The sequence below is a fragment of the Actinosynnema sp. NPDC049800 genome, assembly GCF_040656635.1.
Taxonomy (GTDB): Bacteria; Actinomycetota; Actinomycetes; order Mycobacteriales; family Pseudonocardiaceae; genus Actinosynnema.
The window spans coordinates 129,689-148,345 of the sequence record NZ_JBFAMT010000004.1 but is presented as its reverse complement, the minus strand read 5'-3'; the positions used below and the strand labels follow the sequence as shown (position 1 = coordinate 148,345).

General features: G+C 68.9%; 15 protein-coding genes. 6 read left to right on the top strand and 9 right to left on the bottom strand.

Going from position 1 to position 18,657, the window contains the following annotated elements:
• Window positions 1-33: 33 nt before the first annotated feature.
• Both AB0I91_RS07710 and AB0I91_RS07705 read right to left on the bottom strand, forming a co-directional pair.
• Window positions 34-2,943: an AAA family ATPase gene (locus tag AB0I91_RS07710; RefSeq protein ID WP_499635881.1), complete on the bottom strand. Its 2,910-nt coding sequence runs from the start codon at window positions 2,941-2,943 to the stop codon at window positions 34-36.
• Window positions 2,944-3,260: 317 nt separating this feature from the next.
• Complete coding sequence (locus AB0I91_RS07705) at window positions 3,261-3,782, bottom strand: hypothetical protein (protein WP_499635879.1); 522 nt, start codon at window positions 3,780-3,782, stop codon at window positions 3,261-3,263.
• 676 nt (window positions 3,783-4,458) lie between these two features.
• Between AB0I91_RS07705 and AB0I91_RS07700 the strand changes: the two genes are divergently transcribed.
• Window positions 4,459-4,782: a hypothetical protein gene (locus AB0I91_RS07700; RefSeq protein ID WP_499635876.1), complete on the top strand. Its 324-nt coding sequence runs from the start codon at window positions 4,459-4,461 to the stop codon at window positions 4,780-4,782.
• Between the two features lie 489 nt (window positions 4,783-5,271).
• On the opposite strand, the gene AB0I91_RS07695 is transcribed toward AB0I91_RS07700, so the two are convergent.
• Together AB0I91_RS07695 and AB0I91_RS07690 are read right to left on the bottom strand one after the other, a co-directional pair.
• On the bottom strand, window positions 5,272-6,075 hold the full coding sequence (locus tag AB0I91_RS07695) for a tetratricopeptide repeat protein (RefSeq protein ID WP_499635873.1): 804 nt from the start codon (window positions 6,073-6,075) through the stop codon (window positions 5,272-5,274).
• The gene (locus tag AB0I91_RS07690; RefSeq protein WP_499635870.1) at window positions 6,072-6,215 is read right to left on the bottom strand and encodes a hypothetical protein; all 144 of its coding nucleotides are present in this window, start codon (window positions 6,213-6,215) and stop codon (window positions 6,072-6,074) included. The genes AB0I91_RS07695 and AB0I91_RS07690 overlap by 4 nt, the downstream gene beginning before the upstream one ends.
• A gap of 23 nt (window positions 6,216-6,238) precedes the next feature.
• On the opposite strand from AB0I91_RS07690, the gene AB0I91_RS07685 reads away from it, so the two are divergent.
• The 4 genes from AB0I91_RS07685 to AB0I91_RS07670 all read left to right on the top strand — a co-directional run bounded on the left by AB0I91_RS07685 (window position 6,239) and on the right by AB0I91_RS07670 (window position 10,176).
• Window positions 6,239-6,919 carry an SDR family NAD(P)-dependent oxidoreductase gene (locus tag AB0I91_RS07685; protein WP_499636144.1) on the top strand — a complete coding sequence of 227 codons (681 nt, stop codon included), beginning with the start codon at window positions 6,239-6,241 and terminating at the stop codon, window positions 6,917-6,919.
• 135 nt (window positions 6,920-7,054) lie between these two features.
• Entirely contained in the window at window positions 7,055-7,309 is a 255-nt protein-coding gene (locus AB0I91_RS07680) for a hypothetical protein (RefSeq protein WP_499635867.1), read from the top strand.
• Window positions 7,310-7,352: 43 nt separating this feature from the next.
• The gene (locus AB0I91_RS07675; RefSeq protein ID WP_499635864.1) at window positions 7,353-7,646 is read left to right on the top strand and encodes a DUF3027 domain-containing protein; all 294 of its coding nucleotides are present in this window, start codon (window positions 7,353-7,355) and stop codon (window positions 7,644-7,646) included.
• Between the two features lie 496 nt (window positions 7,647-8,142).
• Window positions 8,143-10,176, top strand: coding sequence for a hypothetical protein (locus AB0I91_RS07670; RefSeq protein ID WP_499635862.1), 2,034 nt, complete (start codon window positions 8,143-8,145; stop codon window positions 10,174-10,176).
• A 158-nt stretch (window positions 10,177-10,334) separates the two neighbouring features.
• Here AB0I91_RS07670 and AB0I91_RS07665 read toward each other — a convergent pair whose 3' ends face one another.
• The 3 genes from AB0I91_RS07665 to AB0I91_RS07655 are packed head-to-tail and all read right to left on the bottom strand — an operon-like array spanning window position 10,335 to window position 14,025.
• Complete coding sequence (locus AB0I91_RS07665; RefSeq protein ID WP_499635860.1) at window positions 10,335-10,832, bottom strand: (2Fe-2S)-binding protein; 498 nt, start codon at window positions 10,830-10,832, stop codon at window positions 10,335-10,337.
• Window positions 10,829-11,674 carry an FAD binding domain-containing protein gene (locus tag AB0I91_RS07660; protein WP_499608372.1) on the bottom strand — a complete coding sequence of 282 codons (846 nt, stop codon included), beginning with the start codon at window positions 11,672-11,674 and terminating at the stop codon, window positions 10,829-10,831. Before AB0I91_RS07660 ends, AB0I91_RS07665 begins: the two co-directional genes overlap by 4 nt.
• Window positions 11,671-14,025: a xanthine dehydrogenase family protein molybdopterin-binding subunit gene (locus AB0I91_RS07655; RefSeq protein ID WP_499635858.1), complete on the bottom strand. Its 2,355-nt coding sequence runs from the start codon at window positions 14,023-14,025 to the stop codon at window positions 11,671-11,673. The genes AB0I91_RS07660 and AB0I91_RS07655 overlap by 4 nt, the downstream gene beginning before the upstream one ends.
• Window positions 14,026-14,379: 354 nt before the next feature.
• Here AB0I91_RS07655 and AB0I91_RS07650 point away from each other — a divergent pair, with 354 nt between their 5' ends.
• Entirely contained in the window at window positions 14,380-15,258 is an 879-nt protein-coding gene (locus AB0I91_RS07650) for an Imm52 family immunity protein (RefSeq protein ID WP_499635855.1), read from the top strand.
• Here AB0I91_RS07650 and AB0I91_RS07645 read toward each other — a convergent pair.
• On the bottom strand, window positions 15,166-17,169 hold the full coding sequence (locus AB0I91_RS07645; RefSeq protein ID WP_498776608.1) for an ABC transporter permease: 2,004 nt from the start codon (window positions 17,167-17,169) through the stop codon (window positions 15,166-15,168). The two genes, AB0I91_RS07650 and AB0I91_RS07645, sit on opposite strands and share 93 nt — an antisense overlap.
• Window positions 17,170-17,171: 2 nt before the next feature.
• Entirely contained in the window at window positions 17,172-18,593 is a 1,422-nt protein-coding gene (locus AB0I91_RS07640; protein WP_499608363.1) for an ABC transporter substrate-binding protein, read from the bottom strand.
• Window positions 18,594-18,657 lie beyond the last annotated feature (64 nt).

Sequence of the window (18,657 nt, the reverse complement as noted above, 5' to 3'; positions counted from 1 at the left end):
GTCGGCGACCCTGCTCGGACAAGCGCTCCGCGTTCAGCCCGCTGAGGAGCGTGAAGGCATAGAATCCGGCAGGAGGGCCAGGACGTCCTTCCCACGGAAAGCGCAGGTCTCGGACCGCTCTTCGATGGCAGTGAACGACGTCTCGGCCATGAACGGGCTCACGGCGAGCAGCAGCTCACGCGTAAGCCACATCGAGGCCCCATCGTACCCGCATTCCAACCGGTGATCGCCCTGCAGCAGCGTTTCACCGGCCCAATCGGCGAACTGCTCCGGCGCGGCGGCAAACGCTTGGTACAGCAACATCTGCGCCGCGGCGTGGTCATCGGCTTCCAACAGTTCCAGGACCGGACGCAACGCTGCCGCATCCTGTCGCGCGCTCAGTCGAACCGCCACCACCGCCGCCTCGATGAGGCCGTCGTCCACCTCGTGGACCTCGCCGCCTGGACGCCAACCGGCGAAGTGTCGATCCGCGTAGGGCGGATGGTCTCTCGGGTAGGCCGTGCGAGCCATGATTCCCAGCAGGTGCGGAACGACCACTTTGCAGAACTGGACGGGGTCGGCTTGTGCGCTGGCCATCGCTACCTCGGCCGCTTGGCTATCACGTGTCTTCAACGCCGCGACGACAACTTCTTCCGCCTTGTCCATTCGCCCGACGCATCGGGTGAGCCAGACGTCAAGCAGTTCGATCATCCATGACGGTCGTTGCGCCGGCAGGCGGCCCGAGAGCATCCACAGATCGTGTTCGCCGGTGTCGTAGTGTCCCCGCTCAACCATCTTGAGCACGAACTTGAAGAGTGCCCGCGACTTGCCAACATCCGAAAAGTGCAGAATCCAAGTGATCTGATTGCGATGACTCTCCCGGTCGAGATATGGTGTCAATATTTCTGAAGCGCGTTCGGGGTTGGCGGACACTCCTGCGGTCAGCACGAAGAAACCCGTTGACCGCACTTGGTCATCATCGCTCGCCAGCCAGTCGTCCAGCGCGCCTTCAGTATCGAGTGCCGTGAACCAACCCGCGTTCCGCAAACCTTGACCAAGCCGCTTGAGATAAGTCGGTTCCTGATCTACTAGCCGTGCGACCATGCTGACCTCAGCCGCAGTCGGCTGCTCGATCAGCCGCAGCAGGCTTACAGCCACATCCTTGATGTGGAATCGAACATCCGCGCTGACGAGCAGCCTCTCGACTTCTCTGACAAAGCGTTGTGGGTCATAGTCTCGAAGGTGAAGAAGTACTTGTCGGACCTGTGCACGCCGAAAAAGCTCCTGATCGCCTGCAGTCAGAAAATCAACGAGATCGACGTTACGTGCCATCCACCTCCGGGCGAACGCGTAGTCGAAAAACGACTCATGAAAAAACGCGATTTGGCCACCGGTGCGTACAAGAATATGCTCCGATGTCAACTGCTGGGAGGCTAGCAGCAAGTCCTGGTTATCGAGAACGTTAACCGGTGCAGACAGGCGCTGTCGAGCGTTCAAACTCTCGACAAGCACGTCGATTACCTCGACGAAAGGAAACGATGCGCCGTATCGCGTCTTACAGTCTTCAAGCTTCCGCTCCCAGTACGCATCGAGAAGGTCCTTCGACGTGTTGAACAGCGGTACGTCGGCACAGCGTGTCAGATCACAGAACAGCTTCAGATTGAGCGGCGTGCGTAGCAGTTCTCTCTGCCGAGGTTCCAAGGTGTCGGCAGCGGTGCCGATGGCCCCCAATGCCCACGCTACGTCGTCGTCGGCGAGTTGCGGAACCTCGACCTGCCGCGCGCGGGTGTCGCTGGAGACATGACGAATGCGGACATCATTGTCGATATCGAATTTGCGGCAGGCGAGAACGAGGCGCATCTCCGGGAACGCCTCGGCCTCCTGCACGAGTGCGGCGATCACATCCATCGCACCGGGGGCCCGGCCCGAGGCTCTGCTGACGGCGTCGAGTTGGTCGATGATCAGCACGCACTTACGGCCGGCCGCCGCTCTCGCCAGGGTCACCACTGGTGAAGCGCCAAGGTCGACCCGAGCGCCCAGTTGTGCCGTCGAAGCGAACGGCTCCAGTCGGTCGAGCCGGATGGGGGCGACAATCCAGTCCTCGCGCTGGAGCTGCGTGGCCACTTGGTACAGCACCGCAGTCTTCCCACTCCCCGCGTGACCGGCGACGAAGACAAGGCGCTGCCCGTCACTGCCGAGTGCTTCGATGATCGATCCGGAGGCCGACCTCGGGATCGCCGGGATAAGCAGCTCGGCCTCAACACCCACCGTCCAGGTGGCGACTAGCGCGGTCACCTTGTCCCGCGCGGCCGTGCGCTTCTCGGCCTTGATGCGGTGAAGATCGAATTTTGCGAGTTCAATGTCGAGTGCTGCCACGTCCAGCTCACGGCCAAGATTCGTGTTGGCAATATCGCCCAACGCAAGGACCGCCGCTTCCGGCGGTAGTCCTTCTAGAAGTGCTGCGGCTAGCGCCGCGTTGAGTTCTCGCAGCACCTGCTCATCGGGCCAGTGCACCCATACCCTGCGCAAGGCCTCCCATGCTGCCGACTCGGAACCGAAGTCCGCGTCCTCACTCAGGCCATTGAACTCGCTGTACAGCTTCCTGTTCGACGTCAGATCAGCAGCGAATGAGGCCACATCCGTCGAACCGCGAGCACGCTCGGAGAGCTCCTTTAGAACCTGAGAAGGAACCATTGATGCGAAGTGAAAGTCGCGTCCCATGGCGGTGTGACGAGCGACATGGCGCAGAACACCTTTCTCCCTGAGAGAGCCGAGCGTCCACTCATTTGCGTTCCGAATCTGGCGTTTGAGCTGATAAAGTGCCAGATCACTGCCTCGTCGTACGACGAACTCCACGCCTTCGCCGAGCTCTCCGAGCGGCTCGACCGTAATGGAGTCCGCCTTTCCGGCGATGACCGTCAGTATCTGGCGAGCGGTCCAGAGAATTTCGTAGTAATTCCCCAACTTATCGGACTCGCCGCCAGGGCGTGGACTCATGGAAACCTCCAGCGCCAGGATGACTTGTCCGCCTACAGTAGTTTTGATCGACCATTATAGCGCCTACTTCCTCGGCGCAGCTCTTGTCAAGCGCTGACCACTGGAACGCGGCTGCCGCCTTCCCTCCGGCAACGGCGAGTGAACGCGCTAACGGTGCGCCGAGTCGGAGCTGGCCAGGCCTTGGCGAGCTACGATGGAGTGGTTCGCATCTGCGACGTGGCTGCAGGCCTGTTTCAGCGAAGGGACGCACCATCCGAACGGCGTGCACCCTTCGTCATGCCTGGTCAGGCGATGCCGGTCAGTCCAGTGATCGCGGTCTGAGCGAAGTCCTGAGCCCCAGCCGCGAGACCGGTTACAGCGCCGGTAGCCACCGGCGCGAGCACCCCACGCAGGGCGATGATCGCGCGACGTACGCGCCCCTTCTCCGGTTCAGGCTGCGTGACCTCGGTGAGCAGGTCGTTGCCCGCAGCCTCGGCATCCGCCAGGTCCTGTTCGTCCAAGCCCAGCTGGGGCAGTTGGCGCATCAGGTCGGTGACGAACTTGGCCAGCTCTTCGTAGCCAGGAGCGACGGTGCTGGTGTGCTGCTGGTTCTGGGTGACGGTGTCGTTGTTCCAGGCAATCTGGGCACCGGTGACGTCGCCGTTGAACACCGGACCGTTGTAGTTGTTCACCGTCGCCCCACCGACCTGCGGCAACTCGGGCATGTCGGCCTCGACCGCGATCCGGATCGGTCGCTTGTCGAACTCGCGCTGAAGATTGTCGACGAACTGGTCGAGCGCCCGACGATCGATTCCATCACCGGCCACTGTTGCCTCCTGGTGGTGCTGAGGTACCGCTGATCCGCAGCACGGTACGCCCCAGTCCCGACATTCCGTCACCAGCCACGCCGACCCTGGTCAGTCAGCCACGTCATCGCCAGCGTCGGCTGCCGGGACCAAAATACCCCCGGTGAAGTGCGTCCTCGCCCTGGGGCACGATCGGCGTCCCGACTTCGGGCTGCTTCAGCGACGCACTCGCAGTGCCGTCTGTGTCCGTGCGTTGCGGGTCGCGCCGGTCGCCTACTACGTGGTCGATCTGCTGGTCCACGATGGGAGATCGACACAGCACCTGCCCCATCACGAGCGGCGGGCGATGCTCACCGCGCTGCAGCTGCCCGGCGATCACCCAGCCCGTTCGGCACGCCGGTCCCCCGCGAGTTCGCCCGCGACGCGCGGTGGGTCGGGCCGGTGCTCGTCGGCGAGTCGAGTTCCGCCACTGGACCACCGACCACCGGCTCCGCCACCCGACCTGGCGCGGACTGCGCGACGGCCACGCCCCCCGGCCGCTGACCACTTAGGCCGTGGAAGCGGTGGTCCCGGTGAGGTGATCCGTCTTGACGTGAAATCGAACGCTTGTGCGATGATCGTGGAGCGGTTCTTCCCCGACCGCTGTGTGCCTGCCGGTGAAGTGTGGGCGGGCGGTCGGTGATCGAGGGGTGGTCGGGTGGAGCCGCGTGAGTACGAGCGGATGGTCGACCGGTTCCGGCGCCTGGTGGCGCCTTTGCCGGGCTGGCGCGTCGAGGAGCACGACGGGATGCCGGTGTTGGTCGACGCGCTCTACGGGGGTGGTGTGCTGCGGCGGATGGACAGCCGCTGGAACACCTACCTCATCCGGTACTTCGAAGCTGTGGATAAGGACCGCCTGCTCGCCCTCGTCGCACTGCTGGAGGCCGTGCCACCGGACGGGCCGGCGCACCGGGCCGCGGTCGCGTTTCTGACATCGCTCCGGCTCGGTGACGAACCCCAGCCCACGCCTCGACGGTCTTAGGTCGGTCACCCGGTGGGTCGTCAGCCGGTGAGGACGAGCGGAGTGATGAGGAGGCGGCCGTCAAGGACTTGTCGCAGCAGGTCGGGCAGTTCGGCGGGGAGCAGCTTGTCGGTGCCGTGGGTGCGCCAGCGGCGTTCGATGAGGCCGCGTTTCTCGCTCTCGGTCGGTCGGCGATCCAGCGCTTCTTGCGTCGGTGAGCGGGTCGGGGCGGGTGGCCGCCTTGCTGACGATCATGACGCCGAGTTCGCAGTCGGCGTGGTGGGGCAGGGTCGCAACGCGGCCAGCTGCGGTGAAGCTGCGGGCCTCGTGCTTCGTACCCGGGGTGGCTCTGGTCTCGGTGAGGACGAAGACGTCCTCCGGGCGGTCGGCGAGCCACGCAAGCTGGCGTCGGGCGCGGTCGAGGGATGGGGCGCCGAGGCGGCACGCTCTCTGGCGGAAGGGCCGGCGGACCGGCGGCACGCGACCGCCCGTTTCACGCGGTCGCCGAGGTCATGGAAACCGTAGAAGCGGGCTTCTGGTGATGTCGTCCGGTCTCGCGGCGAGGGCCCGAATTTGTTGCCCGGCCGGGCCATTGATACCGATGGCCAGAGCGAGGGCCCGGTTGAATGCGCGGTGCGCCGGAGGGTGTTCACCGGAGAGCCACAGTGCCTGTCCCAGTGCGGCCAGGCCGTGGGCTCGTTCGGTGGTGGTGAGTGCGTGGTGGTACTTCCTGTCGGCGCGGGTGAGGTATTTGGTGGCTGAGTCGTGTCGGCCTGCGTCGATCATGAGCGCGCCGAGGTGGAGCAGTGTGCGGGCGGTGCCGGTGTCGTGGCGGTGTAGTAGGTAGGTCTCCAGGGTTTCGTCGGCGCAGTCGATGACCTTGTGCAGGCGGTGTTGGGTGCGGTAGGTCCGGGCGAGGTCGTGCAGGGCGGCGGCGGTGCCGTCGGGGTCGTCGTCGTGGAGGCGGTGGATGGCCAGTTCGCGCGTGCCCTGGACTGCGGCGAGGTCGAGGAGGCCGTGGGTGCGCAGTGTCCGTGCGGCGTGGCGGAAGGCCGTGGCGAGCAGGAGGGATGCGGGCAGGGTGGTGGCCAGTTCGGCTCCGACGTCGCACAGCCTGCGGAGCCATGCCGGATCGACGTCGACGTCGACGGTGCGCCATGTCTCGGTCAGCAGTGTCACCGCCGACTCGGGTCGCTTCATGGTTGAGTGCAGGTTTGCCAGGACGTCGTCGGGGCCGAACCGTCGGCGGGCGTCGGTGTTCGGGTCGGTTGATGCTCGGCGTGGTTGCGCGGCGATGGGCCCAGAGTTGGTCATGCGGAGCCGCCCGCGTTGGTGATCACGTGGAACAAGTCGTCGAATTGCATCGGTGACAGTGCGGCCAGGGCTCCGGCGATGAACGCGGCGCCGGGTCGGAGGTCGCCGGACAGGACGCGCGCGACGGTGGAGCGGTTCACGCCCATCGCCTTGGCGAGCTTGTATCGCCCGCCGCTTCGCCGCCGAGGGCGCGACGGTCTACCTCACCGGCCGCCGCAAGGCCGAGCTGGACGCCGCCGTCGAGCAGGTCGGTGCCCGGGGCATCGCCGTCCAGGGCGACGTCTCGGACCTCGGCGACCTCGACCTGCTCTTCGCCGAGATCGCGAACCGCAGCGGTCGCCTGGACGTCGTGGTGGCCAACGCCGGGGTCGGGGAGTACGGTCCGCTCGGCGCGATCACCGAGGAGGAGTACGACCGCACCACCTCGATCAACCTCAAGGGCACGATCTTCACCGTCCAGAAGGCGCTGCCGCTGCTGACGGCCGGTGCCTCGGTGGTGCTGCTCTCCTCCAGCGCGGCCCTGCGGGCCGTCCCCGGCCTGGGGGTCTACGCCGCCACCAAGGCCGCGATCCGCAACCTCGCCCGCACCTGGGCCGCCGAGCTGGCCGGCCGGGGGATCCGCGTCAACGCCCTCACTCCCGGCTTCGTCGAAACCCCCGGCGGGGACGAGCTCCGCGCCGCTTTCCCGCACGGCGACGGGCCCACCGCGGCCGAACCGTCCCCGCTCGGGCGCGCCGGCCGTCCCGACGAGGTCGCCGCCACCGCCGTCTACCTGGCCGGCGACCAGAGCACTTTCACCACCGGCGCGGAACTGGTCGTCGACGGCGGTGTCACACAGCTCTAGCACTCCGGCCGCACTTGGTGATCAGGTGTGCCAGGAGATGTCGGACCCCGCCGAGGGTGAGGCGCAGCCATCGCGTCATATCGCGGTACTGGTCGGGGTCCGGTGGAAGGATTGCCGTGGCCCAGTCGTACAGCCGTGGTCCTTTGGCGCGGCACCACCGCGTCGGCCACCTGGGGTGTGCGCGCAGGTGCTGCCGGCGCACTGCGGCAGCTGATCGCCAAGAAGGTCGGCTTCTCCGGGAACGGGCAGTGGCTGAGACTCAGCGGCACCAAGGACGACAAGTTGATGCAGGTGGCCGAGCAGTTGGGCGCCAACGTGGTGACCGGGAGAGGGGAAGGCAGATGGACGGCGGTTTCGGCACGCTTGCTATCCGGCTCGATCGACGGGTGAGCTCTCCCGAAGAGATCCCGCGCGTCATCACAGCGGCCAACTGATGGATGAGTTCGACCACGTGACCCTCAGCGAAGCGGAACTCGACTCGATCCACGGCCGGTGGATCCGCGACCGCAACCGAGGGCGGGACGACCAGGAGTACCAGGAGTCCTGGGGTGAGGAACAGTGCGGTGGTTGTCGGTTCTGGATCCCGCTGGCGGGCCGGGTGGGCAACGACTACGGCGCTTGCTCGAACGCTCAATCGCCGTTCGACGGGCGTGTGCGGTTCGAACACGACGGCTGTGGCGTCTTCGTAGATGCGGGTCGATGGGTGAGTCCCGACGACATCGCCTGAACCGGCTCGACCGAAGTTCCACGGGGCACTCCGGTGCCAGTGGGTAAGCGGCGTTCAACCCGGGGCGAGAAAGAAGCCCTAGGCGCAGCGGCGCCAACGGCGTTGGTCACGCTCAGGAGACCAGTCGGATCAGCACAGCCGGGCATCCATGCCGTGTTGGTCGACGAGGCAGTGGGGCGGCAGCACGTCAACGGCTGTCCCCGGGTCTCGTCGTGCTCCCGCCTCGCCTGCGTGGACGGGGTGGTCGGCAGGCACGAGGGCGCCGTCTCGCAGGGCGCAGGGTGGGACTGATGTTTGTTGCCCGGCGCGGCTTCGGGTACCTATCCTGTGCGGGACGCGGGCATTCCTTCTGCCGCGACCATTTTCCCGGGGGGATATCGTGCGTACTTTCCGCGGCGCTAGAGCCTGCGCCGCCGCGCTTCTGGTGGGGACGACCCTGACGGTCGGGGCGCCCGTGGCGGTGGCCGCGGAGCCGCCTGTCGCGCCGTACACGGCCATGACGGTGCACTTCGAGGGCTGGGACGTGGACGGCAACTTCTCGTATGAGAGGTCCCGCAACACGCTCCAGGTCTTCCAGCAGACCACCAACGGGTACGCGTTGGCGATGTCCGGGTCGACCAGCGGCCACGCGCACTGGCACCACCTCGACGTGTCGCCGCCGAACGGGACGCGGTTCGAGGCCGGCCGGTCGTACCCGACGACGAGCTCCTACTCGCCGCTGGACGCGATCACGGTGTTCAACATCAGCGGTGACGGGCGGGGGTGCTCGGCCTCCGGCACGTCCTCGGGCACGCTGAACGTCCACGAGGCCGTCTACGACGACGCCACCGGCCAGTTCACCGTGTTCGCGGCCGACTACTCGGTGAAGTGCGGCGGGACCACCGAGGTCTTCGCGAAGGGTGAGATCCGGTTCCAGTCCGGTCTCGGCTACCGGGCCGCCGACACCTGGGGGGAGCACGCGCTCCGGTTCGGCGAGCAGCCGTGGGGGCGGACGGGCACGCCGAAGGAGGTCCCGGTCGAGGTGAACGGCACCCTGCCGACGACCTTCGGCGCGGCGACGGTGACGGGCGCGAATCCCGCCTCGTTCCGGATCACGGCGGACACCTGCTCGGGCAAGACGCTCTCCTACGGCCAGAAGTGCTCGCTGACCATCACGCCGACGGCCATCGGCAAGGGCGAGCAGACGGCGCTGCTGACCCTGCCGGAGGACTCCGTCGGTGGCAGCATCACGCGCAAGCTGACGCTGGTGGGCTACGACGCGCGCGGCGACCGGGGGACCTACTTCCCGCTCGCGCCGTACCGCGTGCTGGACACCCGATCCGGTCACGGCGCGCCGGCGGTCGCGGTCGGTTCGGGCCAGTCGGTCCGGTTGCAGCTGGCAAGCCAGGGCGGGGTGCCGGTCGAGGCGTCGACGGTCGTGCTGAACGTGACGGTCACCGGGCCGTCCGGCCCGGGCCACATCTCCATCTACCCGACCGACGTGGCGCGGCCGACCGTGTCGTCGTTGAACTACACGCCCGGCTGGACCGGGGCGAACTCGGTCACGGTGAAGGTGGGCGCGGACGGCGGGGTGTACCTCTACAACCACGGTGCGTCCGTCCACCTCGTCGCCGACGTCAACGGCTTCTACTCCAAGGGCCGCGCGAGCTACCTGGGTGGGCAGTACCACCCGTTGGCCAGGCCGGTGCGCCTGGCCGACACCCGTGAGTGGGGCATCGGCCGACTGCCGGCGGGCTACTACGTCAACGTCGCCGCGTCGTGGGACACCTCGACCAACGGGACGATCCGGGCCTTCGCGGTGAACATCACCGCGACCGACACCCGCGCACCCGGCTTCCTCGCCGCCTGGAACGGCTCCGGCGCCAGCCTGCCGAGCACGTCCACGCTGAACTACGGGACCGGCAGCACCGTGACGAACTTCGCGGTGGTGCCCACCATGAGGTGCTACGACTGCGGCGGCGGCGGCGGGCACGGCCTGCCGTCCATCGGCGTGTACACCAACCAGGACACCCACGTCATCGTGGACATCGTCGGCTTCTACGACGACAGCTCGCTGCCGGAAGGGCTGCGCTTCGAACCGGTCGTGCCCAAGCGGATCGCCGACACCCGCACGGGCCAGAACTGGCCGTCCGCGATCGGCAACGCCACGACCGCGACCATCGTCGTGCCCGACTCCGTCGTCGGCGCCGACACCTGGGCGGTGGCCACCAACGTCACCGCCGTCCAGCCGACCGCGGCCACCTTCCTGACGGTGTGGCCCGCGGGCTACACCGGGATCGAGCGCCCGAACACGTCCAACCTCAACCTGGATCCCGGCGCGATCACGCCGAACGCCGTGCAGACCATGATCGGCCCCGATTACGGCTTCCACGTCTACAACAACCGCGGCTCGACCCACGTCCTGGTGGACGTGGTGGGCACCTTCTACCTCGACGGGGTGTCGCCGACCGCGTCCGCGTCGGTCCAGGGCGCTATCCCCGCCCCGAAGGCGGAACCCCTGACCTCGCCGCGTCGCGCAGTCGCGAGCTGAGGGCAGGCCACCTCCGGCGGTAACCGATGCCGCACACGCAACTTCGGTCGCGTGTGCGGCATCGGCGTGTCCGGGTGCGCCGCAGTTCGACGCAACAGGGATGAGGACGATCACCGACCCGGTCCAGTCCTCCGCCCGAAGGGGCGGAAGGGTCGTGGTCAGGTCCCGGGAGGCTGCGGTGGCGCGTCGGCGTTCGACGAGTCGCCGTGGTCGCGGGCGGCGGCGATGGCGGTGACGATGTTGTGGTAGCCCGTGCAGCGGCAGAGGTTGCCGGAGATGGCGGTGCGGATCTCGGCCTCGGTGGGGGAGGGGTTGTCGCGCAGCAGTTCCGTCGCCACGGCCAGGACCCCCGGTGTGCAGAAGCCGCACTGCAGGGCGTGGTGGCGGCGGAACGACTCCTGCAAGGGGGTGAGGGACGTGGTCGCCAGGCCCTCGACCGTGGTGATCTCGCTGCCCTCCGCCTGAACCGCCAGGACGCAGCACGACCGGGCCGTCGCGCCGTCCAGCATCACGGTGCACGAGCCGCACGCGCCGTGCTCGCAGCCGACGTGCACACCGGTGAGGCCCAGGTCGTGGCGCAGGAAGTCGGCGAGCGTGCGGCGGGGTTCGCAGTCGGCGGTGCGGGTGTGGCCGTTGACCGTGACGGTGATCTTCACCCGACCACCGCCTGACGCAGCGCCCTGCGGGTGAGCACGGCCGTCATGTCGCGGCGGTACGCGGCAGGGGCGTGCACGTCGTCGACGGGGTCGGTCGCGGCTGCCGCGGCGTCCGCCGCCGCGGTCAACACCTCCGGTGTGAGGGCTTGGCCTCGCAGCAGCTCTTCCGCCGCGTGAGCGCGGATCGGGGTGGGCGCCGCACCGGCCACGGCGATGCGGGCCTCGGCGACGACGCGGTCGGTGAGCGTGATCGAGGTGAAGACCGCCGTGATCGCCAGGTCGTTGGGGCGGCGGCTCAGTTCGGCGATGCCGTGGCGGGCGGTCGGCGGTGGCAGCGGGACGCGGATGCCGGTGAGCAGTTCGTCGGAGGCCAACGCCGTGCGGTGCGGGCCGCGGAAGAAGTCACGGGCGTCGACCTCCCTCGTGCCACCGGGCCCCTGGGCCGTGAAGACCGCGTCCAGCGCCAGGCACACCGCGGGCAGTTCGGCCGCCGGGTCGGCGTGCGCGACGCTGCCGCCGACCGTGCCGCGGTTGCGCACGGACACGTGACCGACGTGCGTCAGGGCCTCGGCCAGCAGTGGCACGGCCCGGCGCACGACCGGGGACGTCTCGGCGGCGCGCAGCCGGGTCAGCGCCCCGAGCACGAGCGTCGAACCGTCCTCCTCCACGCCGGTCAACGGCAACCGGGACACGTCGACCACGACCTCCGGCCGTCGCGACCGCGTGTTCAGCAGCGGGATGAGGCTCTGGCCGCCCGCCAACGCGACGGCGCCCCGCGCGAGCGCGTCCACCGCGATGTCGGCGGTGGCCGCCCGGACGTAGTCGAACCGCGCCGCCTTCACCGCTCGGCTCCCGCCCGGATCGCGGCCAGCAGGTCCGGCGGGGTGATCGGCAGCGACGTGATCCGCACGCCGAACTCCGCCGTCGCGTCCTCCACGGCGTGCGCGATCGCCGCCCCGCCACCGATCACCCCGGCCTCCCCGGCTCCCTTGAAACCGCCGGGGATGTGGTCGGCGGGTGTCTCCAGGTGGTCGATGCCGAACGGCGGCACCACGCCGGCCGTCGGCAGCAGGTACTCGGCGAACGACCGGGTCAGCGCTTCCCCCGAGCCGCCGTAGGCCAGCCGCTCGTACAGCGCGCCGCCGATGGCCTGCGCCGCGCCGCCTTGGAGCTGCCCCTCCACGATCATCGGGTTGATCACCGTGCCGCAGTCGTGGGCGATGAGGTAGCCGAGGAGTTCCACGACTCCGGTCTCCACGTCGACGGAGGCGAGCACGGCCGTGCAGCCGAACGCCGTGGCGACGTTGACGGGGTCGTACACCTCGCGCTCGTGCAGCGTCGGATCTTCGTCGTCGGGCAGCACGCCGTGCGGTCGCCGGTAGGCCGCGTCACCGATGTCGGCCAAGGTCACGCCGCGGCCCGGCACGCCCTTGACCGATACGACGCCTTCGCTGATCTCCAGGTCGTCCGGCGAGGCCTCGAAGACGTGGGCGGCGATGCGCAGCACCTTGGCCCGCAGGCGGGTGGCGGCGTTGAGCACGGCCGCGCCACCGACCGCGGCGGCACGGCTGGCCGCGGTGCCGTACCCCGTGTACGGAGCGGAGTCGGTGTCGCCGGAGATCACCGTGACGTGGTCCAGCGGCACGTCCAGCGCGTGCGCCGCGACCTGCGCCAGCGCCGTGTGGATGCCCTGACCCATCGAGGTCTGTCCGGTGTGGACGGTCACGCGCCCGGTCGAGTCGATGCGCACGGCGGCTTCGTCGAACCCGGAGTGGTCCAGCCCCGACATGTTGACGATCCGCGACGGCGCGAACGCGGACACCTCGTTGTGGAAGGCGTAGCCGATGCCCACGTGCCCGCCCTCGGCACGCGCACGGGCCACCCGGTCGGCCCACCCGGCACGGCGCACGGCGTCGCGGCACAGGTCCAGGCACTCGGCGTACCGACCGGTGTCGTAGACGAACACCGGGCTCTGGTAGGGGAACTCGGTCACGAAGTTGCGCCGCCGCACCTCGTGCGGGTCGAGGTCGAGGCGTCGGGCCAGCGCTTCCACCACGTGCTCGTGCACGAAGTTCGCCTTGGGCAGCCCGTACCCCCGGTACGCGCCGTAGGGCGGCTTGTTCGTGACCACGCCGACGACGTTCAGCTCGACCGCCGGGATGGCGTACGGCCCGGTCATGACGGCGGCGGTCGTCCAGCACGGGCTGAGGCCGACGGTGCTGAAGTTGGCGCCGAGCACGCCGTGCACGGTGCCGCGCAGACCGGTGATCGTGCCGTCGGACCGGGCCGCCACCTCGACGTCGATGCGCTGCTCCCGCGCGTGCACGGTGGCGACGAAGCTCTCCCGCCGGTCCTCCAGGAACTTCACCGGCCGCCCGGACACGCGGGACAGGACCGCGGCCACCACCTGGTCGCCGTAGAAGCCGGACTTGCTGCCGAAGCCGCCGCCGATGTCGGGCACGCGCACCCGCACCTTGTCCACCGACAGGCCGAGGACCTCGGCGAACAGCTCGCGGATCAGGTGCGGGCTCTGGGTGTTGACCCACGCGTCCAGGTGCGAGGTGAACGGGTCCCACGTCGCCACGACACCGCGCGTCTCCAGGGACGCGCCCCACTGCCGGGCGAAGCGGAACGTCTCCCGCAGCACCACGTCGGCCCGCGCGAACGCCGCCTCCACGTCGCCCTGCGCGACCACGGCGCGGCCCGCCACGTTGTCCTGCCAGTCCTCGTGCAGCCGGGGCGCGTCCGGCGCCAGCGCCTGCTCCAACGTCGTGACGGCCGGCAACGGCTCGTACTCGACGTCGATCAGCTCCAGCGCGTCCTCGGCCGTGGCTCGGTCGACCGCGGCGACGGCGGCCAGACCGTGCCCGGTGTAGAGCACCTTGTCGACCGCGAGCGGGTACGCGACCGTCTCGAGCCCGTCGGGCGCCGACCGCCAGATCAGCGGCTGCGGTCGCCGCACCATCGACTTCACGTCCGCGCCCGTGACGACGGCGACCACACCGGGGTGCGCGGCGGCCGCGGTCGTGTCGATGCGCACGATCCGGGCATGCGGGTGCGGGCTGCGCAGGATCGCCGCCTCCAGCACACCGGGCGGCCGCACGTCGTCGATGAACACGGCCCGCCCCGTGAGCAGCCGCACGTCCTCCGCACGGCTCACGCGTGCGCCGATCAACCCACCGCCCACGGTCACCCCCTGTCGTCCACCTCGACCATGGCACTGAACGGAAGGGCGGGGAAGCACTCAGTCGGGTTACATCGAGACAGGTCCACTGCCTAGAGCGGATCCGGCGGAACTGCGTGGATCATGCCCTCGGCCCTGCCTCGACCAGAATCCGGAATGGCTTCCGTGGTTCGAGAACGGCAGCTCGGGCCTTGTGCGCTGGTCGACGACGCGACGCCCGCGGGCCAAGGTCGGGTGACAGCGCGGCAAGTCACTAGAATGGCGCGCGTCCGACCCGAGGGTGGCCGAAGCCCTCCAAGGAACGTTCGACGAACTCGGACTTTGACATTCCAGTGTTCCACAGGCCTGTGAGGTAGAGCCGCTGTGTCGGAAGCGTTGACCTGTTACGCGTACTGGGGCGCACGCCGCGAGACGGCGGAGCAGATCGCCGATCGGCTGCGACGATTCCTCCGCGGGATGACCGCGGTGAATCCCACGATGTTCGACACGTGGTACGTCGACGACCCGGGCGTGGCGGATGACCGGCCGCTCCGGCTCGACCTCGACTCGGCCGACTTCGTCGAACTGGTCGAGGCGGGCCGGAACCGTGACGGGGCGGCGGTGTTCGAGGAGCTCGGGTTCCAGTTGGTCAGCTGGGGCGCGGGCGCCGGCCCTCGCGCAACCCACTTCCGGGCGGTCGTCGGTAACCACAGCCCTGGTGGTGGGCCGAATGCGCTGGTGTTGCGGCTGGGGACCGCCGGGGCCGGCGTCGACCCCGGCTTCCGGGGTTCGGTCGTCGACGTGCTCGGCCGCGTGGCGGAGTGCTGGGAGCCCGATTGGGGGTTCGTCGGGAACCCGGGGTTGAGGTCGCTGCAACGCCCTGCTCCTCCCGGCACGGTGTACGTGGGTACGCCCAGTACCTGTCGTCGGGACGTGCGGAGCTCGTGGCAGGTGGGGACGTCGGCGCGTCGTCGCGCACCACTTCGGGTGGAGGGCTGGTCCTGTCCCTGCTGGATCCGGACGGGGATGGCGTGCCGTCGGACTCGGAGGTGCTGGAGCTCAGGAAGCGCCTCGAACGGACAGGAGCCTTGCGATCCATCGGCAAGGAGCGTGCGGTCTTCTGACTCCGATTCCGGGGCCGATGGTGCGGTGTCGTCGTCATCCTGCGCGTCAGCCCTTCACGGCCCCCGCGGTGAGGCCCTCGGTCAGGAACCGCTGCCCGAACGCGTACATGACCGCCACCGGGATGCTGATCAGCAGTGACGCCGCGGCCAGCTGCCCCTGCGGCACGACGTCACCGAAGATCATCGACTGCATGCCGACGGGCAGCGTCTTGTAGTCGTCCTTGGTGATGAACACGAAGGCGAACAGGAACTCGTTCCACGCGTTGGTGAGCGTGAACAGCGCGACCGCCAGCAGGCCCGGCTTGGCCAGCGGCAGCACGATCCGGATGAACGCCCCGAACCGCGTGCAGCCGTCGACCAGCGCGGCCTCCTCGAGGTCGGCCGGGATCGACTTGAAGTAGCCGACGAGCAGCCACGTCGCGAACGGCAGGGTGAACGTGGGGTAGGCGAGCACCAGCGACCACAACGAGTCGTTGAGCCCGATCCCGCTCATCATCTGGTACAGCGGGATGAACAGCAGCGCGCCCGGCATCACGTAGGTGAGCAGGATCGTCACCGTGAAGCTCTCCGAACCCCGGAACTTCAGCCGCGCCAGCGCGTAGCCGGCCAGCGCCGCGCAGACCAGGGCGATCACGGTGGACGCCACCGACACCAGGATCGTGTTGACGTACCAGGTGCCGAACGCCCTGCCCGTGAACAGGTTGGTGAACTGCTCGGTGCTCCACGGGGTCGGCCAGAGGTCGTCGGTGCGCGCGACGATCTGGTCGTCGGACTTGAAGGCCGTGACCGTCATCCAGTACAGCGGGACGAGCACGAAGCCCAGCAGGCCCACGAGCGCGATCCCCGTGCCGCCGCCGCCGACCAGGCGCGCGGCCCGCCGGTTGCCCCGCGCGGTGAGCACGGAGACGACCCGTCCGACGGCGGCCGCGAGCACCACGAACACGCCCAGCACCAGCGCGGCCTTCCACACGATCCCCGGCGACGCCCAGACCAGCACGAGCACCGAGAAACCGACGACCACCCAGGGCAGCGCTCGGCGCTGAGCGGGCGTCAGCCGCCTGCGCCCCAGGTCGCCCGTGCCCGGCGAGTCGCCGCGTCGCATCATCCGCACGAGGATCACCACGAGGACGGCGATGACCGGCAGCATCACCAGGGTGACCGCGGCGCCTGCGCCCAGTTGCAGCTGCTGGATGGCCTTCGAGTAGGCCACCATCACGTACGGGGCGGTGGCGTCGCCCGGTCCGCCCTGGGTCATCAGCCAGATCAGGTCGAAGTTGTTGAACGTCCAGATCGACGACAGCAGCACCGTCACGATCATGATGCTGCGCAGTCCCGGCAGCGTGATGTGCACGAAGCGCTGCCACGGCGACGCGCCGTCCACCACCGCCGCCTCGTAGAGACCGCCGTCGATGGCCTTGAGCCCGGCGAGGAACGTCACCGTGAAGAACGGGACGCCCTTCCAGACGTTGACCAGGATGACCGCGGGCATCGCGAGCGCGGGATCGGACAGCCACTGCGCGGGCCAGGAGTCGACGAGCCCGATCGCGGCGAGGGCGGGCCCGATGCCCGAGTCGGTGAGCAGGACGTTCACGCTGCCGAAGATCGGGTCGAACAAGGACCGCCAGGTGAACGCCGTGACGACCGTCGGCACCACCCACGGCAGCAGGATCACCCCGGCGAGGATCGTCCGGCCACGGCGCATGTGGTGCAGCATCAACGCCGCGATGAGACCGAGCGTCACCTTGAAGATCTCGGCGTACGCGGTGAAGACGAACGAGTTGAGCACGCCCTTGTGGAACACGGCGTCGTCGATGAGGTCGAGGTAGTTGCCCAGCCCGACGAAGACCGTCTCCGCACCGTGGCGCTCCGTGGTGCTGGTGACGACCGAGCCCGCGATCGGGTACAGGATCAGGCCCGCGACCAGCACCAGCGTCGGCCCGATGAACACCGCGGCGAGGCGCCAGTCGCGCCCGAGCAGGCGCTGCGACGCGGTGAGCGAGGACGACGCGCCCGGCGCCGGACGGACCGGCGCCGGGCGCGGACGCAGCACCGTCACTGCGGGTAGCCCTGCTGCTCGAAGACCTGGACGATCCGGGCGTGGGTCGAGGCGACGGCCTCGGCCGGCCGGGTGCCCTGGATGACCGACTGCATCATGTCGGTCAGCAGGTAGGCGGCGGTCGCGGCTTGCTCGCCGGGGCTCGGGGCCTGGGGGAACGCGTAGCCGGTCTTGGTGGTCAGGGGGAGCGGCACGCGGGTCTGCTCCCGCAGCGCGGGGAAGGCCGGGTCACCGCTGGTGTAGTACGGGTCGGAGTCCCACACCTTGTCCCACGCGGGGTTGACCAGGCACGGTGCCCCCTTCGCGACACCGAGCAGCGCGCTCCCGCCGACCATGAACTTCGCCACCAGCTTGGCGAGGTCGGGGTTCTTCGCACCCTTGAACACGACGAACGAGTTGGACTCGCCGAACGCGAGCGGCCGGTCGATCGCCGGCCCGGTGGCGCCGTTGAACGGGTGCGTGTTGGCGTAGACCGGGTTGTTCTTGGTCTTCGAGTCGGCGTAGACGCTGAACTGGTTGAGCGTGAGCCCCAGGATCTGGGCCAGCCAGTTCTCGTTGTTGCTCGAGTCGGTCCAGCTCCCGATCCCGGGTGGCAGCATCGGCGCGTACTTCGGGTTCGTGTAGATGTCGCCGATGAACGTGACGGCGGCGACGGTCTCCGGCGAGTTGAACACCACCTTCGTGCCGGTGTTGTCCGCGATCGCCCCGCCGTAGCAGTTGATGACGTTGGTGATGAAGCCGTTGGCGTCGCCGGAGCGGTTCACGGTGAGGCCCCAGCCGAACCGCCGCTTCGCCGGGTCGGAGACCTCCAACGCGTTGTCGCGCAGCTCCTCCCACGTGTAGTGGGGCTTGAGCGGGAGACCCTTCTCCTCGTACCAGTCCTTGCGCAGGTACATCGCGGTCGCGATGAAGTGGTAGGGGATCGCGAACCAGCGCCCGTCGAACACGCAGAAGTTGGTCGCCTCCGTCGCGGGCTCACCGTAGAGCGCGCGCATCTCCTCGACCACGTCGGTGACGTCGGTGAGGTGGCCGAGGTTGTGGAGCTGGCCGACGAACCGCCGGTCGCTCAGGAAGGCCAGATCGCGGCTGGTGCCCGCTCGCACCTCGGCGTCCATCTTCGCGACCATGTCGCCGGCGTCGCCGGAGACCAGGTCGTTGTGGATCGTGGTGCCGGTGGCCTGCGCGAAGGCCTGCAGCGACTTGTCCAGGGCCTGGTTGGCGGTCTCCGAGTACAGCTTCTGCGAGAGCATGCCCACCGACCCGCCGCGGAGCGCGGCCGCCTGGTCGAGCAGGGCTTGGGGGACTTGGACGTCGACCTGCGGCGCGGTGGGGCCGCTCCCGCAGCCGGCGAGACCGAGCACGCCCAGCGCGCTCATCCCGAGGAACGTGCGCCTCGATAAGTCCGTTTTCTCTGCCATGACCACTCCTCTCGCGTCCGGTCGGGCGGACGCGTACCGACGGGGCGACGTTGCGACCGGCGGG